Source organism: Parasphingorhabdus sp., from assembly GCF_965233695.1.
Classification (GTDB): domain Bacteria; phylum Pseudomonadota; class Alphaproteobacteria; order Sphingomonadales; family Sphingomonadaceae; genus Parasphingorhabdus.
On sequence record NZ_OZ247497.1, the window covers coordinates 481,904 to 497,972 of the forward strand.

General features: G+C 54.0%; 17 protein-coding genes and 1 tRNA gene. 5 read left to right on the plus strand and 13 right to left on the minus strand.

Features of this window, described 5'->3' with window-relative positions:
* Positions 1-14: 14 nt before the first annotated feature.
* From ACO6S1_RS02230 to ACO6S1_RS02245, 4 genes are all read right to left on the minus strand, one after another.
* The gene (locus ACO6S1_RS02230; RefSeq protein WP_422344736.1) at positions 15-1,325 is read right to left on the minus strand and encodes a FecR family protein; all 1,311 of its coding nucleotides are present in this window, start codon (positions 1,323-1,325) and stop codon (positions 15-17) included.
* Positions 1,326-1,384: 59 nt separating this feature from the next.
* Positions 1,385-2,080 (minus strand): response regulator transcription factor, encoded by a 696-nt coding sequence (locus ACO6S1_RS02235; RefSeq protein WP_422344737.1) that lies wholly within the window; start codon positions 2,078-2,080, stop codon positions 1,385-1,387.
* A gap of 264 nt (positions 2,081-2,344) precedes the next feature.
* Positions 2,345-2,419, minus strand: a tRNA-Gln gene (locus tag ACO6S1_RS02240).
* 92 nt (positions 2,420-2,511) lie between these two features.
* The gene (locus ACO6S1_RS02245) at positions 2,512-3,609 is read right to left on the minus strand and encodes a branched-chain amino acid aminotransferase (RefSeq protein ID WP_422344738.1); all 1,098 of its coding nucleotides are present in this window, start codon (positions 3,607-3,609) and stop codon (positions 2,512-2,514) included.
* Positions 3,610-3,700: 91 nt separating this feature from the next.
* Here ACO6S1_RS02245 and ACO6S1_RS02250 point away from each other — a divergent pair, with 91 nt between their 5' ends.
* Complete coding sequence (locus ACO6S1_RS02250) at positions 3,701-4,213, plus strand: MarR family winged helix-turn-helix transcriptional regulator (protein ID WP_422344739.1); 513 nt, start codon at positions 3,701-3,703, stop codon at positions 4,211-4,213.
* A gap of 193 nt (positions 4,214-4,406) precedes the next feature.
* Here ACO6S1_RS02250 and ACO6S1_RS02255 read toward each other — a convergent pair whose 3' ends face one another.
* From ACO6S1_RS02255 to ACO6S1_RS02270, 4 genes are all read right to left on the minus strand, one after another.
* Positions 4,407-5,219: a pyrroline-5-carboxylate reductase family protein gene (locus tag ACO6S1_RS02255; RefSeq protein WP_422344740.1), complete on the minus strand. Its 813-nt coding sequence runs from the start codon at positions 5,217-5,219 to the stop codon at positions 4,407-4,409.
* A 57-nt stretch (positions 5,220-5,276) separates the two neighbouring features.
* On the minus strand, positions 5,277-5,783 hold the full coding sequence (locus ACO6S1_RS02260) for a YbjN domain-containing protein (RefSeq protein WP_422344741.1): 507 nt from the start codon (positions 5,781-5,783) through the stop codon (positions 5,277-5,279).
* 179 nt (positions 5,784-5,962) lie between these two features.
* Positions 5,963-6,313: an accessory factor UbiK family protein gene (locus ACO6S1_RS02265; protein ID WP_422344742.1), complete on the minus strand. Its 351-nt coding sequence runs from the start codon at positions 6,311-6,313 to the stop codon at positions 5,963-5,965.
* 51 nt (positions 6,314-6,364) lie between these two features.
* On the minus strand, positions 6,365-6,913 hold the full coding sequence (locus ACO6S1_RS02270; protein WP_422344743.1) for a TspO/MBR family protein: 549 nt from the start codon (positions 6,911-6,913) through the stop codon (positions 6,365-6,367).
* Between the two features lie 296 nt (positions 6,914-7,209).
* On the opposite strand from ACO6S1_RS02270, the gene ACO6S1_RS02275 reads away from it, so the two are divergent.
* Entirely contained in the window at positions 7,210-9,039 is a 1,830-nt protein-coding gene (locus ACO6S1_RS02275) for an ABC transporter transmembrane domain-containing protein (RefSeq protein ID WP_422344744.1), read from the plus strand.
* 314 nt (positions 9,040-9,353) lie between these two features.
* Here the strand turns inward: ACO6S1_RS02275 and ACO6S1_RS02280 are convergent, their stop codons facing one another.
* The 4 genes from ACO6S1_RS02280 to ACO6S1_RS02295 all read right to left on the minus strand — a co-directional run bounded on the left by ACO6S1_RS02280 (position 9,354) and on the right by ACO6S1_RS02295 (position 11,994).
* Positions 9,354-9,806, minus strand: a complete 453-nt coding sequence (locus tag ACO6S1_RS02280; RefSeq protein ID WP_422344745.1) for an ExbD/TolR family protein — start codon at positions 9,804-9,806, stop codon at positions 9,354-9,356.
* A gap of 43 nt (positions 9,807-9,849) precedes the next feature.
* Positions 9,850-10,371 carry an ExbD/TolR family protein gene (locus tag ACO6S1_RS02285; protein ID WP_422344746.1) on the minus strand — a complete coding sequence of 174 codons (522 nt, stop codon included), beginning with the start codon at positions 10,369-10,371 and terminating at the stop codon, positions 9,850-9,852.
* 125 nt (positions 10,372-10,496) lie between these two features.
* The gene (locus ACO6S1_RS02290) at positions 10,497-11,255 is read right to left on the minus strand and encodes a MotA/TolQ/ExbB proton channel family protein (RefSeq protein WP_422344747.1); all 759 of its coding nucleotides are present in this window, start codon (positions 11,253-11,255) and stop codon (positions 10,497-10,499) included.
* Positions 11,256-11,334: 79 nt separating this feature from the next.
* Positions 11,335-11,994 (minus strand): energy transducer TonB, encoded by a 660-nt coding sequence (locus tag ACO6S1_RS02295; RefSeq protein WP_422344748.1) that lies wholly within the window; start codon positions 11,992-11,994, stop codon positions 11,335-11,337.
* Between the two features lie 487 nt (positions 11,995-12,481).
* Between ACO6S1_RS02295 and ACO6S1_RS02300 the strand changes: the two genes are divergently transcribed.
* Both ACO6S1_RS02300 and ACO6S1_RS02305 read left to right on the plus strand, forming a co-directional pair.
* Positions 12,482-13,108 carry a hypothetical protein gene (locus ACO6S1_RS02300; protein ID WP_422344749.1) on the plus strand — a complete coding sequence of 209 codons (627 nt, stop codon included), beginning with the start codon at positions 12,482-12,484 and terminating at the stop codon, positions 13,106-13,108.
* A gap of 127 nt (positions 13,109-13,235) precedes the next feature.
* Complete coding sequence (locus ACO6S1_RS02305; RefSeq protein WP_422344750.1) at positions 13,236-14,534, plus strand: homoserine dehydrogenase; 1,299 nt, start codon at positions 13,236-13,238, stop codon at positions 14,532-14,534.
* A gap of 12 nt (positions 14,535-14,546) precedes the next feature.
* On the opposite strand, the gene ACO6S1_RS02310 is transcribed toward ACO6S1_RS02305, so the two are convergent.
* Positions 14,547-15,038 carry a hypothetical protein gene (locus ACO6S1_RS02310; protein WP_422344751.1) on the minus strand — a complete coding sequence of 164 codons (492 nt, stop codon included), beginning with the start codon at positions 15,036-15,038 and terminating at the stop codon, positions 14,547-14,549.
* Between the two features lie 56 nt (positions 15,039-15,094).
* On the opposite strand from ACO6S1_RS02310, the gene glpX reads away from it, so the two are divergent.
* Positions 15,095-16,066 carry a class II fructose-bisphosphatase gene (glpX, locus tag ACO6S1_RS02315; RefSeq protein ID WP_422344752.1) on the plus strand — a complete coding sequence of 324 codons (972 nt, stop codon included), beginning with the start codon at positions 15,095-15,097 and terminating at the stop codon, positions 16,064-16,066.
* Positions 16,067-16,069: the final 3 nt, after the last annotated feature.

Genomic DNA, 16,069 nt, shown 5'->3' on the forward strand with positions numbered 1-16,069 from the left:
CAACGATTAAGCCCCTAATTCGCCACCGTCAATTTTTCGAAATCAGTCCATTTCTGGAAAACGTCCCTGTCTTCCGGGTCTGCGGAATATTGTGTGACACCAACACGCCAGAAATATTCACCATCCGGCAGATCAGAGAGGGTCAGGACATCACTGGTCAAGCCAGCTTCGTCGACAAGAGGAACAGCCTCTATATTGCCCGGTATCAGCTGAAACCGATAAACCCGCTTGCCGCTGCCAGCGCCCGTCCATTTGAATCGAAAACCGAAATCGCCCTGATCCGCACTGCCGCTGAGCGTGCTGAGCTGACGCTTGAATGAATAGCTCGCTGGCATACCTTCAAAACCATCAGCACCAAAGGCGGTTGCTTTGGCAAAATAGCGGCCATCGTCAATTCCGGCCAGGCTGATTTCATTGGTTTCGCTGAGTTGCTCCGCGACAATGTCAACAAAACCGGCATCCGATGATATTATCATCCGGTGTGCGGCGGCTTCCGCACGAGGCGAAACAGTAAATTGCAATGTTTCTTCCGATTGGACTTTCGCCGGGTCAATCAACTCTGGTGGCGAGAGAAGGTCAGCTGTTGCGAGGTCGCCTGTGACAGTTGCTGCGGCGCCGGTTCCCGCGACAACAGACACTGTTGTCGCGCCATCGATGCTCTGGCCCGCTGCCACGTCCACCACACCTTCGACGGTTTCCGAGTATGCTGTGCCTGTCTCTTCGTCGACGCGGGTCCGATAATCGGTACCGCGCACAGCCGAGACAGCAACAGGTGTCCGCACCCGATAGCGATCCGCTTTCTTGTCAAACGGAGTAACCTTGGATCGTATCCGGCCATTGTCGACGGCCAGCTCGTAATCCACGCTGTCGGTAAGTAATATGTGGCGCAGCCGTGTGATACGCATCTTGCTGTTAGAGGGCATGGAGATACGCGATCCGTCTTCCAGTTGCAGCGTCAGGAAACTGCCCGCCGATGTCGCCAGCCGACTGCCTTCACCAATCTCAAGGCCCTGGACAGGAGTGATCGTCTGCCCACCAGCCGCAATTACAACATTGCCCCGAAAAGCGGCCAAACTGGCTTCGCTCTCACGATATTTCAAAAGCCGAAACGGGATGGCAACTGTTTTGCCGACAGGGATGAACCGCGGGTTTGCGATACGGTTGAGCCGCTGAACCTGCAGATAGTCAGACCGCTTGCGCAAATATTTTGAAGCAAGGGCGATCAGCGTATCGCCCTTTTTAAATACATATTCGACCTGCGCGTTGTCAGCAGCTGTTTGCGCCAGCGCGGTCGTCGGTAAGATGGAAATAGGAGCCAGTGACAAGAAAATGGAAATCCGCAAATATTTGAAATATCTGCGTTTACTTGTCACACAGTCCATGGTCATACCCCGTTGTTCAGTGTCTCCAGCCTATAACCATAACCGAAAACGGTGAAAATTCGAAACCCGTTCTCAGGCGTGAGCGATAATTTTGACCGGATACGCGAAACATGCATGTCGAGCGTCCGTGTTGCCAGGTGCGCGTTAGTCCGCCAAACTGTTTCCATAATATAGCGACGCGACAAGGTTCTGTCGCGGTTACGGAACATCAGATCAGTGAGTTCAAATTCTTTCGCGGTCAGTGCCACTTCGGTTTCCCGGTGCCGGACCTTTTGCTCAATCCGGTCCAATATATATTCGCCATATTGGGCCTTGGTTTCCATCGCGGCCACGCCGCTGCTGCGCCGCAGGATCGCATTGATCCGGGCTGCAATCACATCGGGATCTTCCGGCTTGGTGATGTAATCATCAGCGCCGGCATTGAGCGCCTCGCTGATATCCTGTTTTGCCGTGCGGCTGGTAATCATAATGACTGGCGGCCGATCATCCACGGCATCTTCCATCCATTCCAGGATCTGAAGCCCGGTTTTGCCCGGCATATTCCAATCCAGAATCACCAGATCAAAAGTGTCGCGCAACAACGCATTGGTCAACGCGTTGCCGTCGGCAAAACCGACATAGACATATCCCTGACCTTCAGCGATGTTCCCTAGAAAATCGACAATCTCTTTGTCATCATCTGCTATTGCTATGCGCATACATGTTCCCCGGTAGCGAACAGCAAATCATCTCTGCTTTCGCTTTATGTAAATTCCCAACCCAGGGTTGTTTATCTCTATTTTATTGGACTTTACCAGAACTACGACACGTATTTTACATTCATTTACACAAATCAGGGTGAATTCTGGCAAATCGACGGTGAATTTGCGATTGGTTCTATCGCTTCCCAGACAAAACCCGCCTTCGCCTGGTGACAAGATAGCCGGCGGAGATGCGTGCTCCGAGTCGTTTTGAAAAGAGAATGGTTGGGGTGGCAGGATTCGAACCTGCGCATGGCGGCATCAAAAGCCGCTGCCTTACCACTTGGCGACACCCCAATAATGGACGCTTCATTCGTCAGCGAAGGGGCCTAATATCCAACTTACCCCCATGGGGCAAGGGGCAGTTGCAGCTTATTTTCGAACAAAATTTAGAACAGGCGTTTCACCCAGCCATGCGTATCTTCTGCAAGCCCGCGCTGAATGTCGACCAGCCGCATGCGCAGTTTTTCAGTCAATTGCCCCGGACCGCCACTACCAATCGCAAATTCGCCATCGGTGGAGCGCACGGTTCCGACGGCTGTCACAACCGCCGCCGTGCCGCAAGCAAAGGTTTCGAGCAATTTACCGCTGGCTGCATCTGCGCGCCATTGATCGATGGAATAAGGCTCTTCACTGACTTCCAACCCTTCTTCACGGGCCAGTATCATGATCGATTCCCGTGTGATCCCGGGTAAAATCGTGCCGGTCAGCGGCGGCGTGATCAACCTGCCATCCTCCATCACAAAGAACAGATTCATTCCGCCCAGCTCTTCAACCCAGCGCTGTTCGGCGGCATCAAGAAACACCACCTGATCGCAATCCTGAGCAATAGCCTCGGCCTGCGCGACCAGGCTGGCGGCATAATTGCCGCCGCATTTGGCAGCCCCCGTACCGCCCGGTGCAGCCCGGCTATAATCTTCTGACACCCAGATTGTGATCGCTGACGCGCCAGCCTTGAAATAGGCACCCACTGGGGAAGCAATTACCAGAAAGAGATATTCCTTAGCCGGGCGCACGCCCAGAAACACTTCGCTGGCAAACATGAATGGGCGCAGATACAGCGACCCGCCCTCTGTGGAAGGAAACCAGTCGCGATCGATATCAACCAGCGATTCCACTGATTTCAAAAATAATTCTTCCGGCAGTTCCGGCATCGCCATCCGCTTGGCAGAGGCTTGAAACCGCCGCGCATTTTGTTCTGGCCGAAACAAGGCTGTCGTACCATCGGCCAGCCGGTAGGCCTTCATGCCTTCAAATATTTCCTGCGCATAATGCAGAACGGAGGATGCAGGGTCCATCGGGATTGGACGGCGCGCCTCGACTTTGGCATCGTGCCAGCCTTTGCCTTCGGTGTAGCGGATCACCGCCATATGATCGGTAAACAGGTTGCCGAAGCCGGGGTTTTCGAGCAATTTGACACGCTCGGCGTCTGGCACCGGCGTACTATTAGGTTCCACAAGGATTTCAAGACTGTCGTCGTCGGCCATATCCCGTCACTTTCAGTATGCTGGTTGGAAGGTTCAATCCCTGATCAGTTTATCTTGCAATCCCCAAAGCAGCATGTCAAGATACGTCAACATGGCTGACATATCTCGCCCTTCTGCCTCCCCCGGAGCATCGCCGCTCTTCCTTCGCGAAGACGAAATCAGACGCGGCGTAGAATTGCTCTATTTTGGCTATACCCGCCTGACCAATGCGATTGATCAGGAACTGGCCAAACAGGGTCTGGGCCGGGCCCATCACAGGGCGCTTTACTTCATTGCGCGTCAACCGGATCTGACCGTCGGAGAATTGCTACGCTTGCTGGCGATCACCAAACAGTCCTTGGGGCGGGTGCTGAAAGAGTTGCATGATCGCGATCTGGTGGTGACCAAAACCGGATCTCTGGACCGGCGCCAGAAGCTGTTGAGCCTTACGGACAAGGGCGCCGCTTTGGAAGCCGAGCTATTCGCGCAGTTACGGGAAAAGCTGTCCGCCGCCTATGTGACCGCCGGGCAGGAATCAGTGACCGGTTTCTGGCATGTGCTGGAAGGGCTGGTCCCGGAAAGTGACCGCCAGATGGTGTTTGATCTGCGCAAGGACAAAGCCTGAACGGCGTGCGAAGTTTACAAAGTGGACACAGTCCTTTGGGGCGTTTTGTTTAGCGACAGAATTTCAAAGTTCACACATTTCACACTGGCTCAAATGCCCGTGGAAGCTGGGTTTTCTGCCTGTGACAGGATCGATATTCAAAGCTGAGAAAGAACGCAGCCAGACTATCATAGCGCCCGTGCTGTAGGAAAGTTCAGGCCTTTGCTTCTTCGGCCATTTCCCGGTTCCGTTCCATCGCCGCTTTCAGCACGTCATGGAGCAGCGCGTTAACCCGGCCATCCGCATCCAGCACATCAAGGCCCTTGCGTGTGACACCATTGGGACTGGCCACCTGATCAGCCAGTGCGCCGGGACTGACATCCGATCCGGCAGCCAGAGTCGCTGCGCCATCGACCATCGCCAGTGCAAGGCGCGCGGCCTGCGTTTCATCCATGCCCAACTGCACGGCAGAGACCGCGAGCGCATCGATGAAGCGAAAAACAAAGGCAGGGCCAGACCCGGACAAGGCCGTTGCTATATGCATCTGGTCTTCATTTTCCAGCCACTCGGGACGCCCGAGCGGAGAAAAGAGCTGGTCCATCTGCTCCTTCAGGCCATCATCATCGGTCTCGCTGATCAGGATCATCGGCGATTTCGCTACCGTCACCGCCATATTGGGCATCAACCGAATGATCTTGCCCGCGCCGGGAAAAGCTTGCCGTAACATGTCGATTTCGGTTCCCGCGAGCACCGACACAATATGGGTATTATCACCAACCCGAGGCGCAAGGCCCGCCGCGACATCGTCCAGCTGATAGGGCTTCATCGCCAGCATCACCAGATCGGGTGCTGGACCGTCGGGATAATCGGGCCGGGATTGCAGGCCGCCGGGAAGCGGCGACACATGGGGCTTGATAACGGTGACCTTGGCAACATCCAGCCCTTTGTCGAGCCAGGCCTGCAGGATGGCCCCGCCCATATTGCCGCAGCCGACAAACCAGATGCTGTCAAAGCTGTCTGCAATCATGGCTTGTTCCTTTATACTACACCCTTGCGATGCTTCGTACCGCTATGTTTGGCCCCGCTACGCTTCGCCTTGCGTGTCGATCATGGCATGTTCAATCGCATCCTGCGGGCTTTTGTCGCTCCACAAAACGAACTGGAAGACCGGATAAAAGCGTTCCCACTCATCAATCGCCATATCCACGATCGTCTGGGCCTGATCCAGGCCGAGCATGCCGCTGCCACCCAGCATGATCGCATGGCGGAACAACAAGATATTGTTGGTCGACCAAAGATCAAAATGACCAAGCCAAAGCTGTTCGTTGATCAGACCAAGCGATTCATAAATGGCGATTTTCTTGTCGTCCGGAACACGAATATCGGGAAGCAGCAATAGTTGCAGGACATGGTCTTCGTTACGCCAGATCGCGCGCAGCTGATAGCTGGTCCAGTTGCCTTTAATCTCGACCGAGATTTCTTCTTCGCTGACATGGTCAACCGACCAACCGCGTGCTTCGAAAAAAGCGACCAGCATGTCAACTGGTGGCGCCTCTTCCTGATCAAGCTCAGACCAAATATCGTCAAGCATTACGGTTCCACATCATTTGCAATTGCCCTGCATCACAAGCCTTAGTGGCCCAGCCCATCTGGCAGAGCAAGGCGGTGCTGTCGCTGCGATCATATTGTTTGTGGGAAGACTGTGGATAATCACGACCGGCGATCAATAGAAAAATCGCCGGCCTATTTTGGCACAATGGTCTCAGGAATCTAGCTGCCCGCTTTGGGAGGCGTGGTTTTTTTAGCCGCTGGTTTGCGAGCGACAGGCTTGCGAGCGGCTGGTTTGGCAGCTGCTGTCTTGCGCGCAGCGGGCTTTGCGGTGCCAGCCTTTTCCAGAGCGTCCAGCCGCTTTTTCAGCGCATCGGCCTCGGCTCTCGCCTTGGACGCCATTTCCTTCACGGCCTCAAATTCTTCGCGTGACACGAAGTCCATGCCGCCAACCCATTCCCTTGCCCGTTCGCGCGCGCTGGCTTCGGCTTCGCGGCCAACGCCTGCAACCGTGCCAGCGAGGCCGTTCAGCACTTTGGAAAGGTCATCGAAAAATCTGTTCTGGCTTTGCATATCAGTTACTCCGTCTGGGGGTCGCGTTCTATCTCTATATATATGGATACACTATATCTGGGTACTGGCCGCTGGCACAACAAGAGTTTCTGCACCCGGATTGAGATCAACAATCTGCTTGTTCAAAATTCCGGCGAAACACAGCCACGCCAGATAAGGAACCATAAGCCAGGCCGCGGCTTTGCGTATGCGCCCGAAAACCAGCGTCGTGACAAAAGCCATCGCAAAAATCGTGATCAGCAGCCAGAATGCCGCTGATATCTGATGCATGCCGAAAAAAAGCGGCGACCAGAAAAGGTTCAAGGCATATTGCACCAGAAACAGGACGATCGCCAGTCCGCGCAAAGGTGCGCCGCGCGCGTGCAAAATCATCGACAACGCAATCCCCATCATGATGTAGAGAATGGTCCAGGCAACACCGAACATCCAGCCAGGCGGCTGTGCTTCGGGTTTCACCAACGCCTGAAACCAGCGGTTTTCCTCGCCGGATCCCGCGACCTGGCCTGAAATAAAGCCCAGCACGACGATAATCGGCACTATGAATAAAGCCCAGCGCAATAGCGACATGCGTAACTGGCCTTTAGATGCTATTTGGTTCACGGCTTCTTCCCTTAACCCACAATATCCTGTCCGCTTTGACGGCCGTCCAGAACGAATCATACAGCGGAAAGCCGCCGTAATACTATGGTTTCTTAGGGAATGTTGCACAGCTTTGCCAGTGGCTTGGGCCAAGCCGGAGGGACCATCCCGATTTGGGTCGATGAACAGTGCCTATGCTTGGTATCGGCTGAACACTTCCTATCTAGGAATAACGGGTTCGATAAGCGGATGGATTTCCGGCCGCCTATGACTGCAACAGGATTGTGACACAAAGATCGGACTGCTAGGGGCTTTTTATGAGTGAAATTACCAATGACAATGCCCCGGACGAGGAGCAGTCGGATACTGAAAAGCCTTCGCCCAAGAAAATAGGCAATTTGCGGATGGTCTGGGATCGGGCCATTCAATATCCGAGACAGATTGTCTTTGCCGCCATTGCTCTTTTGGTCGCCGCGCTGGCAACATTGGCGATTCCCTGGGGTTTCAAATCGATCGTCGATGAAGGCTTTGCCTCGGGCGGTGAAGATATCGCACCCTATTTTCAGTTCTTACTCGTGATTGTGGCAATATTGGCCGTTGCAACCGCGCTGCGTTTCTACTTTGTCAGTTGGCTCGGTGAACGGGTTGTGGCCGATATCAGGCTTGCGGTGCAGCGCAATCTGCTGCGTCTGGCCCCTGGTTTTTTTGAAGAAAACCGGCCATCGGAAATCGCATCGCGAATGACCTCTGATACCGCGATTATCGAACAGACAGTCGGCACCACAGTGTCAGTCGCGCTACGCAATATTATCATTGGCATTGGCGGGATAATTTTTCTGTTCACGCTCGCGCCAACACTTACGGCGGGGCTGCTGATCGGTATTCCCATTGTTATTCTGCCTATCGTATTCATCGGCCGAAAGCTTAGCAGCGTCTCACGGTTCAGTCAGGACCGGGTTGCCGATGTCGGCGCCATGGTTTCCGAAACTTTGGGCGCAATGAAAATTGTCCAGGCCTTTGGTCAGGAACAACGTGAGCATGAACGATTTGGCGGCGCGGTTGAAACCACATTTGATACAGCCAAACGTCGGATCAGATTGCGCGCGGCATTAACTGCCGTCATCATTGCAATGGTATTTACCGGAATCACCATGCTGATGTGGCGGGGCGCTATCGGTGTGGCCGAAGGCACCATATCTGGCGGTACGATCGCGGCCTTTGTTCTGACCGGTGGGCTGGTTGCAGGTGCGTTTGGCGCGCTGACCGAAGTATATGGTGATCTGTTGCGCGCAGCAGGTGCTGCGGGCCGTCTCGCAGAACTGCTGTCCGAGGAGCCCGGCATCGCGGCACCGGCATCGCCAATCGCTCTGCCCGAACCACCGCGGGGTCAGATTTCTTTCGACAATGTAACTTTTGCTTACCCGACCCGTACGGAAACGGCAGCGCTGAGAAATTTCTCACTCAAGGTTACGCCTGGTGAAACGGTTGCGGTGGTTGGTCCCTCCGGTGCAGGCAAATCGACCCTGTTTCAGCTGGCTCAACGTTTCTACGACCCGCAAAGCGGCAGCGTACGTATCGACGGCGTTGCCCTGCCCTCCGCCGATCCGGCCGACATTCGTGAGCGCATGGCGCTGGTGCCTCAGGACACGGTGCTATTTGCAGCCTCGGCCCGCGACAATCTGCGATACGGCAAATGGGATGCGACGGATGAGGAAATCTGGGAAGCTGCGCGAGCCGCAAATGCCAAGAAATTCCTGATGGAACTCCCGGATGGACTCGACAGTTTCATGGGTGAGGCTGGTACGAGGCTTTCCGGCGGACAACGCCAACGCGTTGCCATCGCCCGCGCCCTGTTACGGCAGTCGCCGATCCTGCTCCTTGATGAGGCGACATCAGCTCTGGATGCGGAAAGCGAGAAGCTCGTTCAGGACGCACTGGAACGATTGATGCGGGATCGCACCACCATCGTGATTGCCCATCGGCTGGCGACCATCAGATCCGCAGACCGGATCATAGTGATGGATGAAGGACAGATCGTCGAGCAAGGTGATCATGACAGTCTGGTCAATAGGAACGGTCTCTACGCCAAACTGGCCGAATTGCAGTTTAATGGCGGCGAACAATCCAAAGCAGCAGTGGCTATTTGAGCCCATATGCCGAGTATATACGGCACCGGATAATGTTGCTGATCATCATGGCGCACAAGCGCTGGCAGCGAGGCTATTCTGGCGGCCTTTGGATATTTCCTACAAGACCGATGGGCGTTCAGAATCCCTGTAGGATGCATCCAGCCATAGCCGGGAAGTTGGCGCGACAATCAGGCTCAAAACTGCCCCTTTCAGCTTTTATCTAACCCTTTCGATCCTGAAGTCAGGACACCCACGGCCTTAATCAAACAGACCCACGCAAAAGGGGCGCTGGATCTCTCCAACGCCCCTTTTACAATTTATATGCTTCCGCTTTAGTTAGGCAGACGTGCCGCTTTACCAAAGCTGCTATATTGTTCGTTACCGACAAAACCGAATTTGCTTACGCCGCTATCCTTGATCTCAGCCAACACGCGGTCAACAGTGAGATAGGCGCTGACCGGATCAGGCTGGAACTGAAGCTCGGGCTCCGGAACCATTGATTTGGTCTGTGCAAGATATTGTTTGATCTGTTCCAGCGAGGCTGGTTGCTCATTCCACAATATCTGGTTGGTCGCGGTAATGCCAAGCCGGTTTTTCACCGGATCAATTTCCGGTGGCGGTGGTGCATTTGGATCGTCAACCGGTAGATCCAGCTTCACCGCATGGGTCTGGACCGGGATGGTAATGATGAACATGATGAGGAGAACGAGCAGGACGTCGATCAACGGCGTCGTGTTCATTTCCATCATCGGCGTGCCATCATCTTTGCCGCCGCTCATTGCCATTAGTGCGTCTCCTTCAAAATACTAAACTATCAAGCCGTTCGGGCTATTCGATCACCACTGGCGTGGACAGAAAACCGACCTTTGCAAAACCAGCGCGCTGCATCGCGTAGATAGCGCCGCCAATGCACCGATACGGCGTATTAATGTCTCCGCGAATATGCACTTCTGGCATATCTTCCGGAGTCATATTTTCTACACCGCCAAAAGCTTCGATCTGGTTTTCCAGCTGTCTAACAGCCCGTTCGACCAATTCGGTGGAATTGACCGGAGTGGTGTTCCAGTAAATCCGGCAGTTTCCGCCTGGATTTGCACCGGCATATTCAGGATCACCAGGATCCCGTCCAGCCGAGTCTGTCGTAGTAACAGCCAATAGAACATTTTCCGGCTTCGTTGTGGTCACTTCAAACTCCAGAACGGGAAGTTCCAATTCTACCGTTTGAATAACCACCGGAACCGCGATCAAGAAAATGATCAGCAAAACGAGCATGACGTCCACCAGCGGGGTCGTGTTAATGTCCGATAGAGGAGTTTCTTCTCCGCCGCCGCCCCCAACATTCATCGCCATAAGATACTATCCTCTCAAAAATAAACTTTATCGGACCGCCAGGCCAGGCCTGTCTTTCCGAAAGCCAGAAGCGGCCGATCCGCCTGCCAAACGCACATACGCTGACAGACGGACCGGCTAACGCCCTATTTCTTTACAGCTGGCTTTGCTGCTGCCGTTGCAGGCTTGGTTGCTGCGCCGGCTTTCATGGTCGATGGTTTCACCGCACCGTCAGATGAGATGTAGCCCAGAACATCATTGGCAAAGTCGCTGATATCTTCTGCGATCCGCTTGTTGCGGCCCTGCAGCCAGTTATAAGCAAGAACGGCAGGAACAGCCACACCAAGACCGAGCGCGGTCATGATCAGAGCTTCACCAACCGGACCGGCAACAGCATCAATAGATGCCTGACCGGCAATACCGATTTTGATCAGCGCGCGGTAAATACCGATAACCGTACCGAACAGACCAATAAATGGCGATGTAGCACCAACAGTTGCAAGCCATGGCAGGCCGGTGGCCAGCTTGGAGTTGATCAGGCCTTGCGAACGATCCAGCGAACCGTGCAACCAGTCATGCGCTTCTACAGGGTCAGTCAGACGGGCGTGATCTTCTTCCGCCTTGATGCCGTCGTCAACAATCTGACGGTAAGCACTGTTCTTGTCGAGCTTTGCAGCGCCTTCTTTTAGGCTGTTGGCTTTCCAGAAAGAAGCACGAGCCGCCTGGCCTTGCTTCATAACCTTATTCTGTTCGAATAATTTGGAAAACAGAATGTAGAATGACGAAACGGACATGATCGCCAAAACACCCAGTGTGAACCAGGCGATGACACCGCCTTGCTCCATTGCTTCCCAAAAACCAAACTGATTCTGCGGTGCACCTGCCGCTAATACTTCAATAAACATTATTTTTTCCCCTCAAGGATAGATTAGAATTCAAAATTTAACGACGGAGCGACATCAGCGCCGCCTCGCCGCGGTAAAACTATTTCGGTATTTGCCAACGGACCCGGCTAGACCATGTTCCAGTTGTCGGATTTCCCTGCGCATCAAGCGAAGGACGGAAACGCGCCCGGCGCTGAATGTTTTTGCAAGTTGCCGCATCGAGGTCACTATGACCACTTGATCCGGTAATCTGACAGCTATCCACCCTGCCTTTTGCATTGACCACAACACGGAAACTGGTCGTCCCTTCACGCTCTTCACGAAGCGCTCTTGACGGATAGTCATTCGCATTAGCCCAATTGCCTGGATTACCGCGCGGCTCAGGATTTGCCCGTTGCGGCGGCGGTGGTGGTGGTGGTGCCGGTGGTGGTGCCGGTGCAACAGGTGCAGGCGCCGGAGGCGGTGTTTGCACTTGCTGAATAACCGGACGCGGCGCTGCTGGCGGCGTCACGATTGGCGGCGGTGTCACCACGGGTGGTGGTTCAATCGGCTGATCCGGTGGCGGTGGAGGTGGTTCCTCAATCTCTTCCGGGGGTTCTTCTTGGATATCGATCATATCAAGCTCTGACGCCACTTTCTTGACAGCACTATAAGCCAGTCCAGTGACCAAAGCATATCCAAACAGCGCGTGAATCAGTACAACAAGGATAATAGAAATTATCTTGCTCGAACTCATTTGTTGTTGGTCAGCATAAGCCATTCAGAAATATAACTCCTTTTCTTCCCTCAGGAATCAAAACCTTGCAAAAGATTCGTTCGAGAACTGCCGGAGCCTAACCCACACCAATCCCTAGATTCCCCATGACAGCTTTTCGTTGCGATGAAAGCCATCTTAAAAATGTTTTAACGCGGTAGTTGGGGTCAGGCAATCGCTTTGTTAGTTCAGCGTTGATTAAGCTGTCAAAAACACAGAATACCACTTATTGTACGGCCAATTAAAATTATAAATTTACAGGATAACCATGCACCCGATACTTTCTATATCAGCCGCCCTTTTATTGGCGCTAACTGCGTGTTTCCCTGCCTTTTCTCAACCAAACCCCGATGCAGATCCGCTGCAATATGCAGACCTTGCTGACCTTAGTGTTAATGCCCCCATCATTGCTCATGTCACGATCAAAGAAGCTATTAAAGTTGATCCAAAACGGGTCACCAACCCTCCTCCGGGAACGCAAAGATATTATATTGTGGCGACAACCAACGCGTTGATTCGCGGTCAGGGAGGGATCCCGGAAACGATTCGCTATATCATCGATTTGCCTCTGAACGAACGCGGTCGTGCTCCAAAAATAAAACGCCAGCCGTTTATTATATTCGCTCGCAATCTCACTACCGCCAATGGCGATGTGCAACTCGCCGCGCGCGATGCACAGATCGACTGGACGCCAGCAAGGGACCAGCGCGTGCGGTCTCTTGTCCGCGAAATTGTGGCCCGCAATGCAGCACCTGCAATCACCGGCGTCGGCAGCGCTTTTCATGTGCCCGGCACAATTATCGGTGAAGGGGAAACCCAGATTTTCCTTGAAACCAAAAGCGGAAATCCTGTTTCGATCACGATACTCAGCCGGGAAGGCCAAAAGAAAGTCTGGGCCGTTTCGCTCAGCGAAATTGTTGACGAAGCTGCGCGCGCGCCGGTGCGCAACAGCCTGCTATGGTATCGGCTGGCTTGTTTCTTGCCAAAATCGCTGCCGGAAGAGGCGCTGGCAGGCGATTCCGCATCGAATGCCAATCAAGCCCGCCGCGACTATGACCTGGTGATTCAGGATTTGGGCAATTGCCCACGCACCCGTTCCCCCGAATATCGCATAGGTTAATATTCTAACGCATAATAATATGCCGGCAGTTTAAAAGACAAGCTGGCATTATAATATCGTGACGCTATTAATCGGGCGAATTATCCGATCCTCTCTCTCACAATAGCCCGTATACAAGGTCTCCATCATGACATCACCACTTCGCATCGCTTTGGCTGGCCTGGGAACCGTTGGTTCAGGGGTTATCCGTCTGGTCAACGAAAATGGTGCGATGATAGCCCAGCGCGCCGGGCGGCCGATCGAGATTGTAGCAGTTACCGCACGTGACCGGAATCGCGATCGCGGTGTCGATCTCAGCGCCTACAGATGGGTCGACGACATGAACGATCTCGCCACCGATCCGGAAGTGGATTGCGTGGTCGAAATGATCGGCGGCTCTGACGGCCCCGCTTACAACCTGACCCGCAACAGCCTGCTGCACGGCAAGTCTGTCGTCACGGCGAACAAGGCGATGATTGCCCATCATGGCATGGAACTCGCCGGACTGGCAGAAGATCAGAATATTGCCCTGAAATATGAAGCTGCTGTGGCCGGCGGGATCCCGGTCATCAAGGGTTTACGGGATGGTGCGTCGGCCAATCGCATCGAGCGGGTTTACGGTATCCTCAACGGCACCTGCAATTATATCCTCACAACCATGGAGCAGCATGGCACCGATTTCGAAGCTGTATTGAAGGACGCGCAGGAGCTCGGTTACGCCGAAGCGGACCCGAGTTTCGATATTGATGGAGTGGATGCGGCGCATAAACTGGCGATACTCGCAGCTCTGTCTTTTGGCACCGCGGTTAATTTTGATGCTGTAGATGTTGCCGGAATTCGCAATATCATGGCAGCAGATATTGGCCAGGCCAAGGCGCTGGGTTATCGCATCCGCTTGTTGGGCATGGCACGTTTGGACGGCGGCAAATTGTTTCAGCGCGTCAATCCCTATCTTGTTCCCGAAAACCATCCTCTGGCCCATATTGACGGATCGACCAACGCGGTCGTTGCCGAGGGCAATTTTTCGGGCCGTTTGATGTTCCAGGGCGCCGGCGCTGGCGATGGCCCCACCGCTTCGGCTGTGGTCGCCGACTTGATCGATATTGCGCGCGGCGACAGCGGCACGGTATTTTCCATGCCAGCCGGCGAAATGACCTGCAGCGAGCCAGCCGAAAGCGGGAACCGCACCGGCAAAAGCTACATCCGGTTCATCGTCGCGGATAAACCCGGCGTGCTGGCTGAAATTACCGCAGCGATGCGCGATGCAGATGTATCGATTGAAAGCCTGATCCAAACCCAGAAAACTGCCGAAGGTTCGGTGCTCATCTCAATGGTTACCCATCAAAGCCTGGAACGCGATGTTGTTGCGAGCCTCGACAAATTGTCCGATTCGAGCAGTTTGCAGGGCGCGCCGGTGGTTATGCACCTGTTGAGCGATCAGGACTAAGCCCGTTTCGCTTCACTCGCTTGGCGGATTGGGCTTGATCTGCACCTGTTTTATATAATCCTCATCGGGCACGGTCGGCTTGATGACGCGCCACAGATTGCCCGCCGGACCATCAACCCCGCCCCCGGCACCGCCAAAAGATACAGTCATAATCGGCAGTCCCTTGAAACATTTGCGTTCACTGGCATCGATATAGCAGCGACCGGTATTCACAAATTCGGCATTGCCCGTCGGAATCGGTTCTCTGATCCTTTGGTCGCGCTCGATAAGTTCGGGAAAGGGCAGCCGATATTTCCGGTTGGCATCAACCGACGCACAAACGACTATCTCATCAGGATCAGAATTTTTCAGACAACCATCCGCATCAACCGCAACCAGCCGGTGCGCATTATTCATCATCTGTTCCGTGCGGTCATCCGTCTCTATTTGGGCATGGGCCGTCTCGAAAACCGTGCCGGAAGCCAGGATTATGGACAAGGCCACAAGGCTTCTCGACATTGTCATATCCCTCCCCTATCGAGAGTTCGAAATTGGCCCCTATAGAAGGACTAAAGATTCAAATGCCTAAATCAAGTGATATTCTCGAACGCGTTCTGGTCCTCGAAATGGTACGAGTGACTGAGGCAGCAGCTGTTTCCGCAGCCAAACTGATTGGCCGTGGTGACGAAAAGGCGGCGGATGCAGCAGCGGTAGAGGCGATGCGCGCAGCTTTGAACGGGCTCGATGTTTGCGGCACTGTGGTTATTGGTGAGGGCGAGCGCGACGAAGCGCCCATGCTGTTTATCGGTGAGAAAGTCGGACGTGGCTGTGAAGGCGAATCACCGGAAATCGACATTGCTCTCGATCCGCTTGAAGGCACAACAATTACTGCCAAGGCCGGGGCCAATGCTCTGGCGGTGCTTGCCATTGCCGAAAAAGGCAACCTGCTGAATGCACCCGATGTTTACATGGACAAACTTGCAGTAGGGCCGGGCTATTCGGACGATATTATCGATCTCAACAAATCGGTCACTGAAAATGTAACAGCCGTTGCCAAAGAAAAAGGCGTTGATCCAGCCGAAATTATTGTCTGTGTTCTCGACCGGCCTCGCCACGAAAAGATCATTTCCGAATTGCGGGAAATTGGCTGTGGCATCATGCTCATCCCTGATGGCGATGTCGCGGGTGTCATTGCCACGACCGACGAAGAAACCACGGTCGACATGTATATGGGCAGCGGCGGTGCACCCGAAGGCGTACTGGCTGCGGCAGCGCTGCGCTGTGTCGGTGGACAATTTAAAGGCCGACTGACCTTCCGCAATGATGATGAGCGTAAACGCGCCCATAAATGGGGCATCAAAGACCTCGACAAAATTTATGACCTCAAGGAACTTGCCAAGGGCGATGTCATTTTTGCAGCCACAGGCGTCACAGATGGATCCTTGCTGGAAGGCGTCAAGAAACGGCGCAGCGGTGTCATGACCACTGAGAGCGTGGTAATGCGCGCCTCATCCGGAACCGTGCGCTGGGTAAAAAGCGAGCATCGCGCCTAATCT